This is a genomic window from Virgibacillus sp. LDC1 (assembly GCF_025792345.1).
In the GTDB taxonomy this organism is placed as follows: Bacteria; Bacillota; Bacilli; order Paenibacillales; family Paenibacillaceae; genus Paenibacillus_AQ; species Paenibacillus_AQ lautus.
This window is the reverse complement of sequence record NZ_JAOXLZ010000007.1, coordinates 14,274-33,228: the sequence shown is the minus strand read 5'-3', so window position 1 is coordinate 33,228 and position 18,955 is coordinate 14,274. Positions and strand designations below refer to the sequence as shown.

The following is an 18,955-nucleotide window of genomic DNA, read 5'->3' as shown; positions in this document are numbered from 1 at the left end:
GAATCTACATGCATTCAGGTCTGGCCGGGCGCTTTCGCTTTTAAAAAAAGATTCAATCACTACAACGTTCTCCTGAGAGCCACGAGGTTCCAACATACTCGTTTTATGCGCCGTGCCCAACTCCGCTCTCGCTTGGTCGCAGGATAGCAGAGCCGACGGCGAGCAGAATGACCGCCATCAGGCCGAGAACGGCCAGCGGCAGTGCGATATCGGATAACGTACCGCCCGTTGCCGCGATTTCCACCGCCTCAATGGCCCATTTTTGCGGGATGAAGTTGGCGATTTTCTGCATGAACTCCGGCATGATGGCAAGCGGCCAGAAGCACCCGCCCAGCATACAGGTCGGCGTGACGATCATGGAATTGATCATGGCCGCATTCTGCCCGTTCCGGATCAACCCGGCGACCGTGCTTGCCACGCCTAACGATACCAGCATGAAGGCCATCAGAATAAGGAAATGCAGCAGTAACGGAACTCCGTAATCGTAACGGAGCACATACCGGCTGAGAACGAGCACGATGATCACCTGCAGCGAGCCGACCACCAAACTGCCCAGAAAATTGCCTAAAGCGATCTGGTAGGCACGAACAGGTGCCGTATACATGCGGGACAGCGTTCGCTGCCTCCGGTCATCGATCATCATCGACACCACGCTGGAGATGAGGGTCATCATGAACATCAGGGTAAAACCCGTCACGTTCGAGAGTCCCGGCTTGGCGTACAAATTCAAATCCGTGACCTCCGTATCCACCCGATTCAGCGCGGATTGCTTGAGCACTTCTTGCAGCATCAGCATTCGGTCAACATCCGGCTCCGAGGTTTCCCGAATCAAAGCAGCCGTTCCGCTCAGACGCGTAACTGCAGAGTCCGCCGTCATTCGTATCATCACCGAAGCCTCTGAGGTTGAAACTTCGTATACCTGAACCGTCGGCCGCTGCCCTACAATCAATCCGTCGCTGAAACCCTCCGGTATATAAACGCCTACGGTGCTTTTATTCTCCACCAGGTCTTCTCTCAGCGTATTCTCGGACTCGGACTCCTTGAGTACGTATTGGCCGCTGCGCTCCAGCTCATTCATCAGATACTGACCTGCCGGGCCATCATCTTCATTCACATAGGAGACCAGAATGCTCGCAGCCGTGGTCTGCCCCAAGAGAAACACCGTCAAGGTAACGACCACGCAAGGAACCAGCAGATAGACGATCCAGCCTCTTTTGCGCCCCAGTGTGCGCCTTACCATATGCCAGGCTATGGTTAAGCTATGCATGGTATCCCACCTTTCTGTACGTAATCATGGCTGCAGCCGACAGGGCTGCGGTAATGGCCGCCAGCATGCCGAGACAAGTGACAATCAAATGCACGTCGCTGTTCAGCATCATCCGCAGCATGCTCTGCATGGCCCAATGATTGACGGTGAAGGAAGCGATCTTCTGGAAAAATTCCACGGGAAGCGGCATGAATCCCCCGCTCACAAATGTCATGGCGATAATGATCGCCTGCATCAGCCCTCTGGCTCCTGCCGCCGTTGAGGAGACTAGGGTGATGAACGTGGCAATGGTCATGGACGATAATGTGATTAATGCGCAGACCACGATGAGCAGCAAGGGGTGAGGGCCCCATTTCACGCCGTACAGCCACATGGAACCCAGCACAATGGCTGCTGCCTGTACAAGCGTGATCAGGCTGCAGCCGATAATTTTACCGGCAAATACGGTTCCGGGGGTGACGGGTGCGCTTTGCAGGCGATACAGGGTCCGGCTTTCCCGCTCTCCCAGCAGACTGCTGCTTGCCATCAGACCCGAATACAAAAGAAACATAATCAGCATGGAGGCAGCGTAATATTGGGCTGCTGAATACGTGGCTCCTTTCTCGCTCAGTTTCCCAATCGTTACGTTCGGGCCAGACGAGGTTTCCACAGGCGCTGCCGCTTGAGCCGCAAGAACTTGATCTCCGCCCATGACGATAACCTCCGCCTGTTTGTGATTGGCATCTGCGATAAAGGTCTTAAAGATCGTGTCTGCTACCAGGTTGAGATTACGGTCTCTTCCGGGCAGCAATTCAAGCTTCACGTCCGCTCCCTGACCCATCCGTTCATCTAAGGAAGCGGGAATCACTACCGCGTAATCGACCTCGCCCCTGCGCAGCTTCCCTTCAACCTCCTCACGGCTGGCTGCCATCTCTTGAACGAGAATCTCCTGGATTTCCGGCGAGCCTGTTAGAGCCTGAATGCTCCCCGGCAGCTGGCCTCCTTCCGCAGCATCCAACACAAATCCCACTCTGACCGATGGCTGTTTAAATTCCTGATCGTTGCCGAACCAGCCCGAGAGCGCGTTTCCCAATATAAAAATAAGAATGAGCGGCAGCAAAAACTGGTTGATCAGCACCGTTCGGCTGGTCGCCATTCGCTTCAGCTCAAACCAGGCGATAATCATCGTATTCATTTTCGGTATTCCTCCTCCATGGATTCCTCTGCACGTGCCGTTATGATCAATCGCGAAGCGTTCGCCCGGTTAGGCTGAGAAACAGCGTTTCAAGCCCCGGCTCCTCGCACTGCAGGGAGCGGAGAATCGTATGATGTTTACTGCAGATGAACAAAATATCCTGCAGCTCATCCTGAGCCGACGGTACATATACTTCGATCTCGTTATCATTCTGGGTGACGCGCCGAACACGCGGGTGAATGGTCAGCTCCTCCACCAGGTCGGGTGTGATCCCATCAGCAGTAAGAATGATTTTTTCCTCATGCGCCACGCGTGCCCGAAGCTCCTGCTGCGTCCCCCAGGCGATAACATGACCTTGATCCATAATCGCCACCCGATCACTGATCGCAGCAACTTCCTCCATGTAATGGCTTGTATAAATAACCGTAGATCCCATGCGGTTCAGCGTCTTCACGGATTCCAGAATATGATTCCGGGACTGCGGATCAATCCCTACCGTAGGCTCATCCATAATGATCAGCTTCGGACGGTGCGTGATCGAGCATGCAATATTCAGTCTTCGTTTCATCCCCCCGGAGAAAGTGGACGGCTTTTCCTTCGCCCGATCCTGCAAGCCGACAAACTCCAGCGCCTCTTCCACCCGTTCCTTCAGCAGATGGCCGCGGAGTCCGTACAATTTCGCAAAAAAAGCGACATTGTCCCAAGCCGACATTTCTTCATATAGTGCCAGATCCTGCGGCACCAACCCGATTCTCCGCTTCACTTCCAGCGGCTGCTCTTCAATTGAGATACCGTCCAACTTGATGCTGCCCTGATCCTTGGGAAGAAGGCCGCAGATCATACTGATGGACGTGCTTTTGCCGGCCCCGTTCGGTCCTAGAAGCCCAAAGATTTCCCCTTCGTTCACTTCCAGGTTCATATGATCCACCGACAGTTTGTTTCCATATCGTTTCACGACATCCTTCATCTGCAGAAAGACTGCCATATTCACCACTCCATTTCTCATATCTCTCGTATCCATTTGTTGATTTCATTCTATCCGGAATGGCCGGCTTTTTAAGGTAGAAGAAGTCACTTTATAGGGTGACGAAAGTCATCTCCTTGCCGAAAACATCCTTGTGATATAATGAAGCCAATCGTTTGAACGGTTTGATTTCACTATGGAAAAGGGTTTGATCGCACGTGACATCCCCACTCACCTATCTAAGGTATGGCTTCATTCTCCTTCCGGCCGCCGCGGACATCTTTTTGCAGCAGCTCGATGATTACGGGGCATATATGGTGTACATATTGCTGTTTCTGGCGATTACGGTGCTAAGCCGCTTTTTGCCATCGCCTGCTTATCTGAAGGCAGCCGCTCTGCTGGAAATTCTACTATCTCTGTGGCTATGCCATCAATTCGGCTTCATGATGGTGTTCCTGTCCATCTCCACCCTATGCGTCTATTTGCCCTTGTTCGAGCGGCCAGGCAGGCTATGGCTGGCGTTCGGTCACCTTGTGCTGCTCAACATGGCCATTACCGATTACGATGCGCTGCTGCTGACGACAGCCAATCTGCTGTTTCTGTTCATGGCGGTAACATTCAACCACATCCATGAAATGAATCAGAAAGAAGCGGATCATATTCAGTTATACGACGAGCTGAAAAGACTGCATTTCCAGCAGGACGAGGCAGGCAGACAATTGCTGCAATTCGCCCATCAGGTAGAGAGTGCGGCCCAGGCCGAGGAGCGTAACCGCATCTCCCGCCAGCTTCATGACGACATCGGCCACCGCCTGATTCGCGTTAAAATGATGATGGAAGCAGCCCTTCTTACCGTTCCGCATGATTCCGTGCGCGGTATGGATATGCTCCGTCAAATCCGTGACCAGCTGGGAGAGAGCATGGAGCAGATGCGAACGGCTGTGAAACAGATGAATCCCGCCCGGCGGATCACGGACGACTATTCCCTCGATCGGCTGCTGGAGGAGACAGGCAGACAGACCGGGATCGAGACCGAACTTTTATTGCAGGGCATCCCCTATCCGCTCTATCCCAGTCAACAGGTGGTGCTATACAAAAATGCCCGTGAAGCGATCACGAACGCCATCCGCCATGGCGAGGCTAAACGGATCCAAATCATTCTGCATTACGGAGACCAGGACGTCAGGATGGAGGTTTCCAACGATGGTACGGTTCGGGAGCCGATTGGCCACGAAGCTGCACGGGACCGTCAAGGAATCGGAATGAGCAGCATGCTCGAACGAACCCAAGTGGTGGGTGGGACGCTGGAGGTACGGAGAACCGTACCTTTTACCGTCATCACCCGGCTGCCTGTCTACCAGAAGCGTGAGATTATGTAATTTAACAAGACAAGATGTTGTATCTTATTTTATAGAAAAGGTCGTGGCCATCCATGATATCCGTTTTAATTGTAGATGATGATCCGTTCATTCGGGAAAGCTTGAAATTACTGGTGGGGATGGACCCGGATATCGAAGTATCGGCTGTCGCGGAGCACGGCGAAGAAGCGCTGGCTATGCTGGAGGGCGGACTTTCTGTTGACGTCGTGCTCATGGACATTCGCATGCCGGTATGTGACGGCGTTGAGGGAACGCGACGAATTCGTGAACGATATTCGGATGTACGAGTGCTTATGCTGACCACCTTCGATGATGATGATTATATCGTGGAAGCTCTGCAGAACGGGGCCAGCGGCTATCTGCTGAAGAACATTCCGCCGGACCGCATCATCCAGGGGATCAAAACAGTGCATGATGGAAACATGCTGATTCATCCCGACATCGCCCGCAAGCTGACTGGCCTGCTTCGTCCAACGGCGCAGCCCGTCCCCAAATCTGCTGAGCTTGAACAATTCGGGCTGACCCCTGCAGAGAAGAAGGTCGTTGTCCTTATTGCGGAGGGTCTATCCAATAAGGAAATTGCCGGACAGCTTTATTTAAGTGAAGGTACGGTCAAAAACTATGTCACCGAAATCCTTGGGAAGCTGAATCTTCGGGACCGAACGCAAATCGCCATTTTCTATCTAAAAAAAGTGCAGGGCTAGCTCCATATACAGCATTTCATCGCTTATGCAATCAAAAAAGCGGGTCTTTGTCCATATAGGACAAAGACCCGCTTCCAATATCATGATGAATGGAAACCTGCCTCTTCGGAACCGCCGGTCGTCGTGCTGCCGGAAGAACCCCGCTTGCTGCGAATATGTAGTTTATTCGCCAGTAGGGTGATCAAGCTTACAGGTTTTAACCCCACCGCTATGCCATCCCTCGGGTCGGGTGCCACGATAGCTCCCAATTGATGATGATCCCCTGCGTAGATCGCACGCTGCAGGAATTTACTCTCCCCTTGATGGTTCTGAACCTCCAGCTTACAGAAGGCCGAATTCTGACGAAGCGCGCTATGCAGCTGTTCCTTACTGTGAATCAGTTTACCGTTCACCTTAAGGATCGTCTCTCCTGCCAGAATGCCAAGTTCGCTTGCCGGACTATTCGGAAGCACCGCGAGGACGCGTAGTCCCCGAATCGGATGCACAAAGATCGGACTGCGCTGCTGCTCTTCGTAACGGCTGTACCACACCAAGCCTTCATGCAGCAATAATGCCGCTAATGCAGCCACGATCGTGAGTGGTGCCCACCACTCGGCCAGCAGGCTCAACGCCAGCACAATGGCTCCGTAGAATATGAGCCGCTTCGATGTGATCCCTGCCTTCTCCTGCGGGAGCATGCTCTGCGTCATTTCCCCGAAGCCGATCACGACCGGGAGTGCCATCATGGTAAAGCCGGTACTCCAGGCATCCCCACCGAAGAATGGCGTCCATGGCAGCACGCTGCCTCCACTTACTGCCGGAACAAGCAAGAACAAAGGTAAGGGCCAGAAGCTCTGCATGTGATAACCGCCAACCAGCTTGCCACGCTTTCCCTCAAGGAACAGCGGTGTAGCAAAACCCGAACCCTGTATTCTGACAAGCAAGGCTTCGGCAAAATGCAGAACGGCGGATAACGCCAGCAGCGCAGGGATGTCCAATCCAACGATCGTTGTTGTTACGTGACCAATCCAGCCTTCCGGCTGCCAATTCGGAAACCAGCCTAATACAACCTGAATGATCCCGAGAAGACCGATGGAATAGGCAAAGCATAAGTACCGGATATGAAACAACATCAGGATCAGGGAAGTCACCCATATGCATATAATGGCTTCCAGGCTTAAGGATATGCCCAGGAAGGACACCACGATCGATACGCCGATTCCTGCCAGCAGCCCGCCCAGAAACGTTCGCCATGTCTGCAATCCCCAGGAATGCAGCTTCACATGGAACAGCTTACGCTCCACCAACACCTGCCTTCGGTAAAACAGCATGACAAACAAAATTGAAATATAGTAAAAGGGCTGCGTCAGCAGTTGTATGCCTGCATCTATCCCATACATAAGCAGTTGTTTCAATGTCTCCAACAGCTTGCCACGCTCCTTTCGCTTCAAGATGCTTCGAAATGTATACTTTCTGATATCTCAAAAGAAAAAAGAAGGCTAACATTCAGCCTTCTTACTTGTTCGACGCTTTAGCGGCGATTTCCTTCCGAACCTCGGCAATTCCGCGATTCATTTGATTATCCTCTTTCGGATCCTGAATCTTCTCGATCAATGCGGCTTCCAATGCCTCGGCTGTAGCGCCGTTAAGGATACCGTCCGCTTTCAGCTTGTGCTTGCTCTGGAAGCTCTTGACCGCCTTCTCCGTATTCCGGTCGAAATAGCCGTCCGTACGCCCTGTCTTGTAACCAACCGCTTCAAGCATGATCTGAGCGTTCTTCACATCTGTGCTATTCGTGTCGTACGTATAGGTTTTCTTCTTATCGATCGGTGCAACGGTAAAGTATTCTGGCTGTGACACCTTAATATCCGGCTCAATTCCCTTCTCATGGATCCAGGTACCGTTTGGCGTCAACCATTTGGCAATCGTTACTTTCAGCAGGCTTCCATCGCCAAACTGCTTATCAAAGCTCGTTTGCACGGTTCCTTTACCGAAGGAATGCTCACCCATCAGGGTAGCTCCCGCCGATTGCTGCAGTGCGCCTGCCAAAATTTCGGAAGCGCTGGCGCTGCCCTTGTTCATCAGCACCGTAATCGGATAGGATTTCGCCTCACCATTGGAAGGATGCTTCTCACGCTTCTTATCCTTATCCTCTACCTGAACGATCAACTCGCCTTTAGGTACGAACTGCTCTGCAATGTCAATGACAACGGACAGCACGCCGCCTGGATTGTTCCGGACGTCGATCAGCAGTCCCTTCATGCCTTGGCTTTCCAGTTTCTCGAGTTCCTCCTTAAAGCGTTCGCCTGTATTCAGCGAGAATTGGGAGATCTCAATAACGCCGATTCCGCCCTTCTCCATCCGTGCCGATACGGTTTCCAGATCGACGTCATCACGAACGATAACATACTCGATCGGCTGCTCGGAGCCTGCACGCTTAATCTGAAGAACGGCCTTGGAGCCCTTCGGACCGCGAATCTTGTTGACGGCCGCGTTCAGTTCAAGGCCCTGCAAGGATTCGCCATTGACGGAAAGGATGGTGTCCTTTGCCCGAATGCCGGCTTTATCCGCAGGAGATCCCTTGATCGGGGATACAACGACCACACTGCCGTCTACAGAGGACACCTCTGCGCCAATCCCCGAGAAGGAGCCCTCAATGCTCTCTTCAAACTGGGCTGCCGTTTCTTTTCCCATATAGTTGGAATATGGATCTTCCAGCGCTTCCATCATCCCGTTGATGGCGCCGTCGATCAGTTTCGACCGATCGATATCCTTGTAATAATTGCTCTCGATGAGGTCAATCGCTGTCCCCAGTTTTTTCGCTTCAGACTGCTCCAGTCCATTCCTGTTCGCTATACTGGCCAGCAGCCCCTCACCGTCTCCGGTCTGGCTAGGAGCGGGCAGCTGGGTCAAGGCCATCGTTAACAGCACGCCGCACAGCATGGCAGCTATGACCAGAAAGACAGCCGTTCGTTTTTTCAGCAAGTACTTCACCGCCTTTGTACGTTTCAACTGCTACACACATGGGGAATCCCGTCCACCTAGTATATGATTGGCTTGCCGGGAATATTTATACAGCGGTCTGAAGGTTATATGGTATAAGTCATGAAATTCTGTTACAGATAAGGCGAAGGATTCACCGGCGATCCATTGACCCGAACCTCAAAATGAAGATGCGGTCCTGTGCTCTGACCCGTGGAGCCTACTTCGGCAATCTTCTGCCCTCTGGACACCTTGTCGCCTTCGCTGACTTTAATGCCGCCGTTGCGGATATGTCCATACAAGGTCCATACGCCGCCCCCATGATCAACAATAACACAGTTTCCGTAACCGCTCCACCACTCGGCCAAAATGACCGTGCCGCTCTCCGCTGCGCGGATCTCCGTTCCCTGCGGAACGGCGAAATCCTGGCCTGTATGCATCTTGCCGACTTCACCCGTTACCGGATGAACCCGTGGCCCATAACCGGAGGACAGTCTTGCCCCGGAGACCGGTATTGCAAACGGTCCGCCGTTACCTGTATATCCGCCGCCACCTTTGCTACCACCGAGGGTGGTCGCCTTGGCTCTTTTCGCGGCAGCCGCTTTGGCAGCCGCTGCTTTGCGTGCAGCTTCCTCAGCGGCAAGCTTATTCTTTTCCTTCTGCAGATCCGAACGTTTGCTTGCCAGGGCAACCAGCATTTTATCCTGCTCTTCAGTCAAGATGTCCGCATCCTCAATTTCCTGATCGTATTGGGCCAGCAAAACGCGCTTCTCCTGTTCCTTCTCGTTCAGGATGCTCTTGCGGTCCTCCATTTGGCCATACAGGTCCTTGGCAGTTGCATACTGCCCTTCAAGCTCCTTCTTCTTGTCGATGACCAGCAGCTTGTCCTGCTTATGCTCCACCAGCAAATCCTGGTCCTGGTTAACGATCGTCTTCAGGGAATCCGCACGCTCAATAAAATCGCTGAAGCTGGTCGAGGAGAGCAGCACATCCAGATACGATACTTGCCCATCCATATAGATGAGGCGAATCCGGGATTCCAACAGCTTCTCGCGGGAGGCGATACGCTCCTCCGCCGCTTCAAGTTCCTTGGTCGTTTTTCTCAGCAGATCCTCTGTCTCCTCGATCTTCATGGAGATTTTGGTCAATTCATTGCTGACGATGCTGATCTGTTCCATCACATATTTCAGATTCTTCGTTGTTTTCTTCTTGTAATGCTGGGCTTCTTGTTTATCTTCCGCTGCCTTGTTCTTCTGTGACCGTGCTTTCTTGACCTGCTCCTGAAGCACTCTCAGTTCTCGATCTACATCGGCTGAAGTCTTCTTCTCGGCTTGTCCGACAGTCGGTTGGATCATAACGGTGGCCAGTAATAAGGCTGCTACTCCTGCGGCGATCTTTTTCAAGTTTCGCTCCCCATCCTTTACCTTGTTTTATACTTTCAAAAATTTACGTATCGACATGGTGCTGCCCCAGATGCCAATGACGATGCCCAGCCCAACTATAATGGTGCCAAGCAGCAGCCACAAATCACCCAGCGGGATTAAACTTTGCGCTAACGTCAAATCCGTTTGCGATGCGGCGTACAGGCGATTGTAGCCTACAAACAACAGTGTGACCGTCACAATGGAGCCCATCAGGCCGATCATGGCGCCTTCTACGAAAAACGGCCAGCGAATGAAGTTGTTGGTCGCGCCGACAAGCTTCATAATGCCGATCTCGCGGCGACGGGCCAAAATCGTAACCCGAATGGTGTTCGAGATCAGGAACATGGACATCAAGCCGAGTCCCGCTACGAAAATAAAGCCGATATTCCGCACCGTCTTCGTAATCTTGAACAGGGTTTCTACCGTGCCTTCACCATACTTGACTCGCAGGATCGGCTCCTCCGCATATTTCTGGTTCAGTGCGGTAATCTTGTCGGCAACAAAACCGACCGTGGTCGGTTGAATAACGGAAACCTCGAATGCATCCGGAAGCGGATTCTGGTCCGCTTCGCTGAAGCCTTCCACCCATTCGGAGCCCAGGCTTTCCTCAAGCTCCTTCATGCCCTCTTCCTTGGACACGAACTTGATGGCGCTGACCTCCGGCATGGCCTCGATTTCACCCTTGATGGTTTCGCGCAGCTTCTCATCCACATTGAGATTTAAGTACGTATTGATTTGCACATTGCTATCTGCTTTATCGGCTAAGGCGTTCACATTCATGACTAATAGCATGAAAACGCCCAGTATAAACAAAGACACCACGATGGAAGTAACGGATGCGACCGACATCCATCCGTTCCGGAAAACGCTCTTCGCCCCTTCCCGCAAGTGCCGCAAGAAGGTTCTAAAATTCATACCCGTAATCTCCTCTCTGCTGATCACGGACGATCTGTCCATGCTCAATCGCAAGAACGCGTTTACGCATGGTGTTCACGATATCCCTGTTGTGGGTAGCCATGACAATGGTGGTTCCCCTGAAATTGATTTCATCCAGCAGCTGCATGATGCCCCACGAGGTTTCCGGATCCAGGTTACCTGTAGGCTCGTCCGCAATAATGACGGAGGGGTTGTTCACAATCGCTCTGGCGATTGCGATCCGCTGCTGCTCACCGCCGGAGAGTTGGGAAGGTTCGCGGTTCGCCTTGGATTTCAGACCTACAAGCTCCAGCACCTCCATGACCCGTCTCTTGATGAGACGCTGCGGCGCTTCAATAACCTCCATGGCAAAAGCTACATTTTCGTAAGCAGTCAGCTTGGGCAGCAGACGATAGTCCTGAAAAATAACCCCGATATTTCGGCGAACATAGGGAATTTTGCGCTGCTTCAGCTTCCCGATATTAAATCCGTTAACGGAAATTTGCCCCTTGGTAGGTACTTCTTCTCTATAGATAAGTTTCATAAACGTCGATTTGCCCGCACCTGACGGTCCGACAACATAGACGAATTCATTTCGATTGATTTTGACGGAAACTCCTTGAAGCGCATGAGCGCCGTTCGGATAAGTCTTCCATACGTCCTGCATTTCGATCACTTCATCACTTCCCAATCCTTAATTAGCCATTATACTTTCGACAGTTTCCATCGAATTCCTTTAAAATCCATGAAAAATCCTCACGACATCGTCTATTGTAACAAATTTGTTACCTTTTGAGTACCCGAAAGTTTAAGCCCACCGTGACATATACATGAACAAGTGCATGAACTGCGGCCAATACGAAGTTAAGAAGGTGGTTTCGAATGAAAAAAATTCATCTTGGTCTCATCATTGTCATCAGTTTCGGTCTTCTCCTCTCGGTCGGCTTCGGTCTATTGACGATGTACGTGAACCAGAAGGAACTCCCGAAGGGAGTCGTTCTCGCCGGTTGGCAGGTAGGCGGTAAACCCGCAGACGAGGTGCTGTCAGAGCTGGATCAACGGCTGCAGGCGATGACAGCGTTGAAGGTGGAGCTGCAATCGGACGCTCTCAAGGGACACACGGAAAGCTTCACTCTCCGGGAAGCCGGCGTTCAATTCAACGCAGCCGATTTTCGGGAAGCTATCGCCAAGCTGTCCGAAGGATCATTATGGGATCAGGTTCTTTATCGGCGTAACTTTCAGCTGGAGTGGCATATATCCACGGACTGGGACCGCGATGTGTTAAAAGAGCGGCTGAGCGAAGACTGGCAAAAGGAACGCTTTGGGGAACCCGTCAATGCGGTAAGGAGCATATCCGAAGATGATGTTGTCCGGTATACCCCGGAGAAAACGGCATACCGCATCGATTGGCCGGCATTCTATGAAGGGTTTAGCGCTGCGCTTCCGAATGAGTCTCACTTCACCGAGCTGAATCCGGATGAGATCATTACGGTTCAGCTCCCTCTCATCCGTCAAAAGCCCCCCGTTACCGTAAAATCGCTGCAGGATGAGGGGATTGAGCGCAAAATCGTCGAATTTTCCACCAGTCTCGGATCCAGCGGTCCTGGACGCGTTCATAACGTGACCGCCGCTGCCAAAGCCGTAGACGGCATGATTCTGAAGCCCGGGGATGAATTCAATTATGCTCATATTATTGATACGGCAAAGAAAGAATACGGCTTTGAAGAAGCTCCCGTTATCGTGAACGGCAAGCTGGTTCCCGGTATCGGTGGCGGCATCTGCCAGGTATCCAGCACGGTCTACCATGCCGCTCTGCTCATCGGGCTGGAGATCACTGAACGGCGCAATCATTCCCTTCCGGTCAGTTACCTGCCCAAGGGGCAGGATGCCACCTTTGCCGAAGGTGCGATAAACTTCCGCTTCCGAAACAATACAGGCAAGCATCTGCTTATTTTATCGGAGGTATCGCACGGTAATTTAACGCTAAAGATGTTCGGGACTTTCCCGGACAATACCGAATATGAGCTTGTGTCCACCACCATTGAAACCTTGCCGTCACCAGAGAAAATCATTCACAATAACTCGCTGCCGCCCGGACTCAAGCAGGTGGTTCAGAACGGGAAACCAGGTTATGTGGTAGAAACCTACCGAACCAAGAAAGTGAGCGGGAAGGTCGTGGAGAATGTGAAAATATCTAAAGATACCTACCGTCCCCAGAACAGCATCGTTGCCATTAATCCGACGAATGAGGTCCCGCTGCCGGATACGAATGAAACGCCGAAAGAGGAAGTGGTTGAGGACGGGATCAGCGCGCCATGAACCTGCAGATCACGTGGAACAGCCCGGATTCGCGAATAGAACCGCGAATCCGGGCTGTTTGCCTTGCTGTTATTTTAATGTAATGTATCTATTTTATAATAGGTTCGGACTTCTGCCATGGCATCTGCGCTGAACGTCTCGGTATACTCCACCCGGCCGATGGAGCAGCCCTTTCCGATATGGACTTTCCTGCCCCTGACCATGGCCGCTCTCGTATTCTCCAGCGTGATATCCTCGCCTTCAATCAGCTCGGCGTTCAGATATCCGATCCGGGAGGAACGGAACCATTTGGCCAGCAACGTTGGTGCGGCGAAGACCGTGCGGCTTCGGAGTTCGTTGACGCGCGAGGTTTGCATAACGAGCCTCAGCGTCAATTCCCGAGCTTTCACGGACCCACTCACGCGTAGTATGCCGCGAATCGTCATCTCTTCGGCTTCCAGGCTGCCGCCAACATCCAGGGTACCGTTCACGACGCCTTTGACCGCAAACAGATCGGCTCCCATGCTCAAACCGCCATTGATTCCGATGCGGCTGATCCTAGCACTTCCGCCGGCATCCAAGCTTCCATTCACCCGGACGTGCTCCATCTGGACATGATGTGACACCTTCACATGGCCGTTCACTCTAGCCTGCCTTCCGAGCAGGCTTCCGTTCACGACGGCGCTCCCGTTGCAGCTTAGCAGATGGCAATCCGTGTCGCCATGAATGACGCCTTCACCGTTTATCCGAAGCTTGCCGACAATACCGCCGCCAACGACACCGTCACCCGTTATGGAAACACCGGGTCTTTCTAAGGCTGTTCCGTTATGCACCATATCGCTGCCTCCTTGCCATCTATTCGGCCTATGCCCGGATGTTTGGCCCGATGTCGCCCTTAAAACCGCCGCGATGCCCTGACCTGGGCTTCCGGATGCTGCGTCAATTCATCCCGGTATTCCACTTGCCGAATCTCGCACCCTGGGCCGAGGATCACCCGGTTGCCGCGAACGATATCGGCTTCGACATACTCTAGATCCAGGACATCACCTTCAATAATGCGTGCCTCCAGCCGCGTTCCCCGTAATGGCAAGGACAGCATCTCCCAGAGCCGCTTTCCTTTTTTGCGGATCGTGATCCGGTCTCCGACGATTTCCTGCGCAAGGCAGCGGCCCAACAGCCGAATATCCGCTGTTCCTACATGCAGGCGGCCATCGATCTTGAAGCCCCCATGAAACGTGGCCGTTTCACTCCGCACGTCACCATGGCTTCTCAGGTTTCCGGTTACATCAAGCCTCTTCGATTCGGAATCGCCGTGAATGCTGCAATGCCCTCCGATAAAAATGGACCGGCTGCGCACGCCTCTCTTCACACTCAGGCTGCCGGCTACATGCAGCTCCTCCGCGTCCACCGTTCCCTTAATGGTTCCCGAACCGTTCACGCGAATCGTGTTGGCAGCGACGTCGCCGTTCAAACTCATCGTTCCGTTGCCTGTTAATTCCCGGCAATCCAGATCTCCGTTCACCTGCCCGGCACCATCGATTCGCACCTTGCCGTATTGGCCGCCGCTTGAGCTTCCGGTTCCCGTAATCTTCAGATCAGACAGTTTATCGTCATGTGGTATCATGCACATACTCCTCCAGATTCACAAATATGATCATCATGCTATATCTTAACTGAACACTTGCTACACTTCTAAATTTATGCTTTTGAATCCTCCACCAGATGGAACCATAATCTCCCTCTAACATAACACAACGCAGCCCATCATAGAACAGCCCGATGGCTGAACCTCGCCTCGGTCTGAAGACCGAGGCGTTTTATGCGCTTATCCATCCCATCCGTTTCAATTCCATCCGGAGCCGCCTTTATATTCTGGAGGATTAGCATAGTACCCAAACGCAGCAGACTTAAAATCTGTTCTCGTCGAAACGATGGCTTTAGATTTGCTTGGAGCAAAGGAGAACGATTGTGATATGATCCTAGTAGGCTCGTCATTTTGATCTCTCATTTTCAAAAAATGAAAGGGGATACATAATCCATGGCTCTAATGCAATGTCACTTTTACTCGGAGGTGCTCGGTCTCAGCACATCCATGACCGTCATTCTCCCTCAGCAAACCTCTTCACAAATCGGCATGACCAATCATGCCAAAAGCGGTTTGCATCCGACGCTCTTCCTCCTGCACGGCCTGTCCGACGACGATTCCATCTGGCTGCGAAGAACCTCCATCGAACGTTATGTGGCCGAGATGGGCATTGCCGTCGTTATGCCGCAAGTGCATCGCAGCTTCTATACGGACATGGAATACGGCGGAAAATACTGGACCTTTATCAGCCAAGAGCTGCCGGCCATCGCCCGTTCCTTCTTCCCGTTATCCCACGCGAGAGAAGATAACTTCGTCGCCGGGTTGTCCATGGGCGGGTACGGGGCGTTCAAGCTGGCCCTTCGCTGTCCCGAAGCCTTTGCCGCCGCTGCCAGCCTGTCGGGTGCGCTCGACATGGCGGGTCATGTTAATAGGAACGAGGCTTTGTTTGAGCATCGTTTAGTCTACGGAGATCGGGACATTACCGGCACCGACAACGACCTGCTCTGGCTGCTTCAGGAAGTGGACCGCTCGGAGGGACCGAAGCCGCTGCTGTATCAATGCTGCGGAACCGAAGACTTCCTCTATGAAGACAATCAAGCGTTCCGCAAAGCCTGCGAAGCAACCTCCCTGGACCTCACGTATCAGGAAGGCCCGGGCGGCCACGATTGGGGATACTGGGATACCCACATTCAGGATGTGCTGAAATGGCTTCCGTTGAAAGCCTAATGAACCCATCATATGAACGCCATGAACGTGCCTGCGGTTCATTCGCGGTTCCTTGGGGTGTACTGGGTGTACTTCTCTTCGTGAGAGGACTTTAGGTAATCCCTCATCCAACGTATCTCATCGTTACACAACAAAAGGTGGATCAGCAAATGTAACGTTTGCCGATCCACCTCTATTTTTATCACGCCAAGTATTCTTTGCCGTTACTCAACATTCCCTTGGCGGAGACCCAGCCATTCTTCCGTGGTCTGAAGGGTCTGCACGCTGCGATCAATGGCCGCCTTCACTTGTTCGGTTGCCGTACCGCCGTAAACGTTACGCGCATTGACCACCGTCTCCGGTTGAAGCACACCATAAATGGAGTCGTCGAACAGCTCCGAGAACTGCTTGAATTCATCCAGCGTCAAATCCAGTAAATACTTGTTGTTTTGAATGCAGTACAATACGGTCTTGCCAATCACTTCGTGCGCCTGGCGGAAAGGAAGGCCTTTGCCAACCAGGAAGTCCGCGATGTCGGTTGCGTTGGAGAAGTCGGTGTTCACCGCTTCGCGCATGCGGCCTTTGTTGACCTTCATCGTGGCGATCATCGGTGCAAACAGCTGTAATGCGCCTTCCAACGTAGCCACTGTATCGAACATGCCCTCTTTATCTTCCTGCATGTCCTTGTTATAAGCAAGCGGCAGGGACTTCAGCACGGTGAGCAGGCCCATCAGATTACCGTATACCCGTCCGGTTTTGCCGCGGACCAGCTCAGGCACATCCGGATTCTTCTTCTGCGGCATAATACTGCTGCCTGTGCAGAACGCATCGTCCAGCTCAACGAAGTTGAACTCCGTGCTGCTCCAGAGCACCAGCTCCTCGCTCAGACGGGACAAGTGCATCATGATAATGGAAGCATCCGAGAGGAATTCCAGGATGAAGTCGCGGTCGCTGACCGCATCCAGACTGTTCTCGTAAACACCATCAAACCCAAGCTGCTCTGCCACGAAATGACGGTCGATCGGGAACGTTGTACCCGCAAGCGCGCCTGCCCCGAGCGGCAACACGTTAATGCGCTTATAGCTGTCGATCAGACGGTCGATATCCCGCTGGAACATGGACACGTAAGCCATCAAATGATGCGCGAACAGAATCGGCTGTGCACGCTGCAGATGCGTATACCCCGGAATAATCGTGTCCAGGTTATCCTTCGCTTGCCCAATCAACGCGGTTTGCAGCTCATGCAGCATGCCGGTCAACGCCACGACGCGGTTGCGCAGATACAAGTGCATGTCCGTAGCCACTTGATCGTTACGGCTGCGGCCTGTGTGGAGCTTGCCGCCGACAGGTCCGATTTCCTCGATCAGATTCTTCTCGATGTTCATATGAATATCCTCATCCGAAACGGAGAACTCGATGCTGCCCTCACGGATGCGCTCCAGCACCTTGTTCAAGCCAGCCTTGATCGTCTCCACGTCTTCGGCCGGCACGATGCCGCATTTGCCCAGCATGGACACATGCGCAAGGCTTCCCTGGATATCCTCCTCAGCCAGCTGCTTATCAAAACCGATGGATGCCGTATATTCCTCTACCAATGCGTTGGTCTGCTTCGTAAAGCGCCCTCCCCATAACTTGCTCACAACACTTGCCCCTCTCTGTTTAAGGCAGAGGGCCGCTTCCCGCTTAAGAAGTCCCGTTCATCCCGGTTACGCGAGAATCGGCGGAGCTCCCTAGCAAGAAAACGGCCTTCAGCCTGTTCATTATTGTAAACTTATTGATTCTGGTTCACGCCGGTTGCCACTTTCAAACGCAGTGCGTTCAAGCGGATAAAACCGGTCGCATCGCCCTGATCATAAGCTTGCGTTGGATCGGCTTCCATTGTAGCGATATCCGGGTTGTACAGACTAACCGGACTCTTCACGCCTGCACCGATAATGTTGCCCTTGTACAGCTTCACGCGCACCGTACCGGATACGTTTTTCTGGCTCTCGGTTACAAGCGCCTGCAGTGCCAGACGCTCCGGCGCAAACCAGAAACCGTTATAAACCAATGTGCTGTAACGGGTAATCAGGCTATCGCGCAGGTTCATCACTTCACGGTCCATCGTAATAGATTCCATTTTGCGATGAGCGGTGAACAGGATGGTTCCGCCCGGAGTCTCATAGACACCGCGGCTCTTCATGCCAACGAAACGGTTCTCCACCATATCCACGCGACCGATGCCGTGCTTGCCGCCCAGCTCGTTCAGCTTCTCCATCACTTGCAGCGGGCTCATCGATTCGCCGTTCAGCGCAACGACATTCCCTTGCTCAAACGTAAGCTCGAGGTACTCAGCCTCATCCGGTGCATCCTCAGGGGATACGCTGAGCAGGTACATATCCTTGCTGTCCTCCGCGCTTGCATCGAACCAAGGATCTTCCAGCACGCCGCTCTCATAACTGATATGGAGCAGGTTGCGGTCCATGGAGTAGGATTTGGCTGCCGATGCCGTTACCGGAATGCCGTGCGCTTCAGCATAGGCAATCATCTCTGCGCGTCCCGGGAAGGAGTTGCGGAACTCCTCGATGCGCCAAGGCGCGATCACTTCAATGTCCGGTGCCAAGCCGGCTACGCCCAGCTCAAAACGAACCTGGTCGTTTCCTTTACCGGTAGCGCCGTGCGCAATCGCCGTCGCGCCTTCGGCACGAGCGATATCCACCATGCGTTTCGCGATCAACGGACGCGCGATGCTTGTGCCGAGCAGGTACTGCCCTTCGTACATGGCACCCGCCTGGAACATCGGATATATGAAATCATTTGCAAATTCGTCGCGCAGATCGTCGATGTATACTTTGGAGGCGCCGGTCGCCAGCGCTTTTTCCTCAAGTCCGTCCAGCTCTTCCTTCTGGCCGATATCGGCCGTGAAGGCAATAATCTCCGCATCGTAAGTTTCTTTCAGCCACTTCAGAATGACGGACGTATCCAGACCGCCGGAATACGCCAGTACGATTTTTTGTTTTGCCATGGTTAAACTCCCTCTCTTTGTTACTAACAACCCTGTCCTTCATTATACTAAAGAAAACGTCCATTGACGCATTT

General features: G+C 52.8%; 16 protein-coding genes. 4 read left to right on the top strand and 12 right to left on the bottom strand.

What is annotated here, in order from left to right; translation table 11 throughout:
• Positions 1-103: 103 nt before the first annotated feature.
• The 3 genes from OHJ21_RS30585 to OHJ21_RS30575 are packed head-to-tail and all read right to left on the bottom strand — an operon-like array spanning position 104 to position 3,447.
• Positions 104-1,267, bottom strand: a complete 1,164-nt coding sequence (locus OHJ21_RS30585) for an ABC transporter permease (RefSeq protein WP_100540896.1) — start codon at positions 1,265-1,267, stop codon at positions 104-106.
• Positions 1,260-2,441 (bottom strand): ABC transporter permease, encoded by a 1,182-nt coding sequence (locus OHJ21_RS30580; RefSeq protein ID WP_486022104.1) that lies wholly within the window; start codon positions 2,439-2,441, stop codon positions 1,260-1,262. Before OHJ21_RS30580 ends, OHJ21_RS30585 begins: the two co-directional genes overlap by 8 nt.
• Before the next feature lie 46 nt (positions 2,442-2,487).
• Positions 2,488-3,447 carry an ABC transporter ATP-binding protein gene (locus OHJ21_RS30575; RefSeq protein WP_486022102.1) on the bottom strand — a complete coding sequence of 320 codons (960 nt, stop codon included), beginning with the start codon at positions 3,445-3,447 and terminating at the stop codon, positions 2,488-2,490.
• A gap of 176 nt (positions 3,448-3,623) precedes the next feature.
• Between OHJ21_RS30575 and OHJ21_RS30570 the strand changes: the two genes are divergently transcribed.
• Positions 3,624-4,784: a sensor histidine kinase gene (locus tag OHJ21_RS30570; protein WP_486022100.1), complete on the top strand. Its 1,161-nt coding sequence runs from the start codon at positions 3,624-3,626 to the stop codon at positions 4,782-4,784.
• A gap of 53 nt (positions 4,785-4,837) precedes the next feature.
• Positions 4,838-5,488 (top strand): response regulator, encoded by a 651-nt coding sequence (locus OHJ21_RS30565; protein ID WP_100540899.1) that lies wholly within the window; start codon positions 4,838-4,840, stop codon positions 5,486-5,488.
• Between the two features lie 80 nt (positions 5,489-5,568).
• Here OHJ21_RS30565 and OHJ21_RS30560 read toward each other — a convergent pair whose 3' ends face one another.
• The 5 genes from OHJ21_RS30560 to ftsE form a co-directional block, all read right to left on the bottom strand.
• Positions 5,569-6,891: a PDZ domain-containing protein gene (locus OHJ21_RS30560; protein WP_486022098.1), complete on the bottom strand. Its 1,323-nt coding sequence runs from the start codon at positions 6,889-6,891 to the stop codon at positions 5,569-5,571.
• A 91-nt stretch (positions 6,892-6,982) separates the two neighbouring features.
• A complete protein-coding gene (locus OHJ21_RS30555) occupies positions 6,983-8,452 on the bottom strand; it encodes a S41 family peptidase (RefSeq protein ID WP_100540901.1) in 1,470 nt (489 codons plus the stop codon).
• A gap of 131 nt (positions 8,453-8,583) precedes the next feature.
• Positions 8,584-9,852, bottom strand: a complete 1,269-nt coding sequence (locus tag OHJ21_RS30550) for a murein hydrolase activator EnvC family protein (protein WP_394059640.1) — start codon at positions 9,850-9,852, stop codon at positions 8,584-8,586.
• A gap of 27 nt (positions 9,853-9,879) precedes the next feature.
• On the bottom strand, positions 9,880-10,788 hold the full coding sequence (gene ftsX / locus OHJ21_RS30545; protein WP_100540903.1) for a permease-like cell division protein FtsX: 909 nt from the start codon (positions 10,786-10,788) through the stop codon (positions 9,880-9,882).
• Complete coding sequence (ftsE, locus tag OHJ21_RS30540) at positions 10,778-11,464, bottom strand: cell division ATP-binding protein FtsE (protein ID WP_071219774.1); 687 nt, start codon at positions 11,462-11,464, stop codon at positions 10,778-10,780. The genes ftsX and ftsE overlap by 11 nt, the downstream gene beginning before the upstream one ends.
• Positions 11,465-11,670: 206 nt before the next feature.
• Here ftsE and OHJ21_RS30535 point away from each other — a divergent pair, with 206 nt between their 5' ends.
• The gene (locus tag OHJ21_RS30535; RefSeq protein ID WP_486022095.1) at positions 11,671-13,107 is read left to right on the top strand and encodes a VanW family protein; all 1,437 of its coding nucleotides are present in this window, start codon (positions 11,671-11,673) and stop codon (positions 13,105-13,107) included.
• Positions 13,108-13,181: 74 nt separating this feature from the next.
• Here the strand turns inward: OHJ21_RS30535 and OHJ21_RS30530 are convergent, their stop codons facing one another.
• Both OHJ21_RS30530 and OHJ21_RS30525 read right to left on the bottom strand, forming a co-directional pair.
• On the bottom strand, positions 13,182-13,922 hold the full coding sequence (locus OHJ21_RS30530) for a hypothetical protein (RefSeq protein ID WP_486022094.1): 741 nt from the start codon (positions 13,920-13,922) through the stop codon (positions 13,182-13,184).
• A 59-nt stretch (positions 13,923-13,981) separates the two neighbouring features.
• On the bottom strand, positions 13,982-14,710 hold the full coding sequence (locus tag OHJ21_RS30525) for a polymer-forming cytoskeletal protein (RefSeq protein WP_100540905.1): 729 nt from the start codon (positions 14,708-14,710) through the stop codon (positions 13,982-13,984).
• Positions 14,711-15,124: 414 nt separating this feature from the next.
• On the opposite strand from OHJ21_RS30525, the gene OHJ21_RS30520 reads away from it, so the two are divergent.
• Entirely contained in the window at positions 15,125-15,898 is a 774-nt protein-coding gene (locus OHJ21_RS30520) for an alpha/beta hydrolase (RefSeq protein ID WP_100540907.1), read from the top strand.
• A 203-nt stretch (positions 15,899-16,101) separates the two neighbouring features.
• On the opposite strand, the gene argH is transcribed toward OHJ21_RS30520, so the two are convergent.
• Complete coding sequence (gene argH / locus OHJ21_RS30515; protein ID WP_100540908.1) at positions 16,102-17,517, bottom strand: argininosuccinate lyase; 1,416 nt, start codon at positions 17,515-17,517, stop codon at positions 16,102-16,104.
• 131 nt (positions 17,518-17,648) lie between these two features.
• Positions 17,649-18,881, bottom strand: coding sequence for an argininosuccinate synthase (locus OHJ21_RS30510; RefSeq protein ID WP_100540909.1), 1,233 nt, complete (start codon positions 18,879-18,881; stop codon positions 17,649-17,651).
• Positions 18,882-18,955 lie beyond the last annotated feature (74 nt).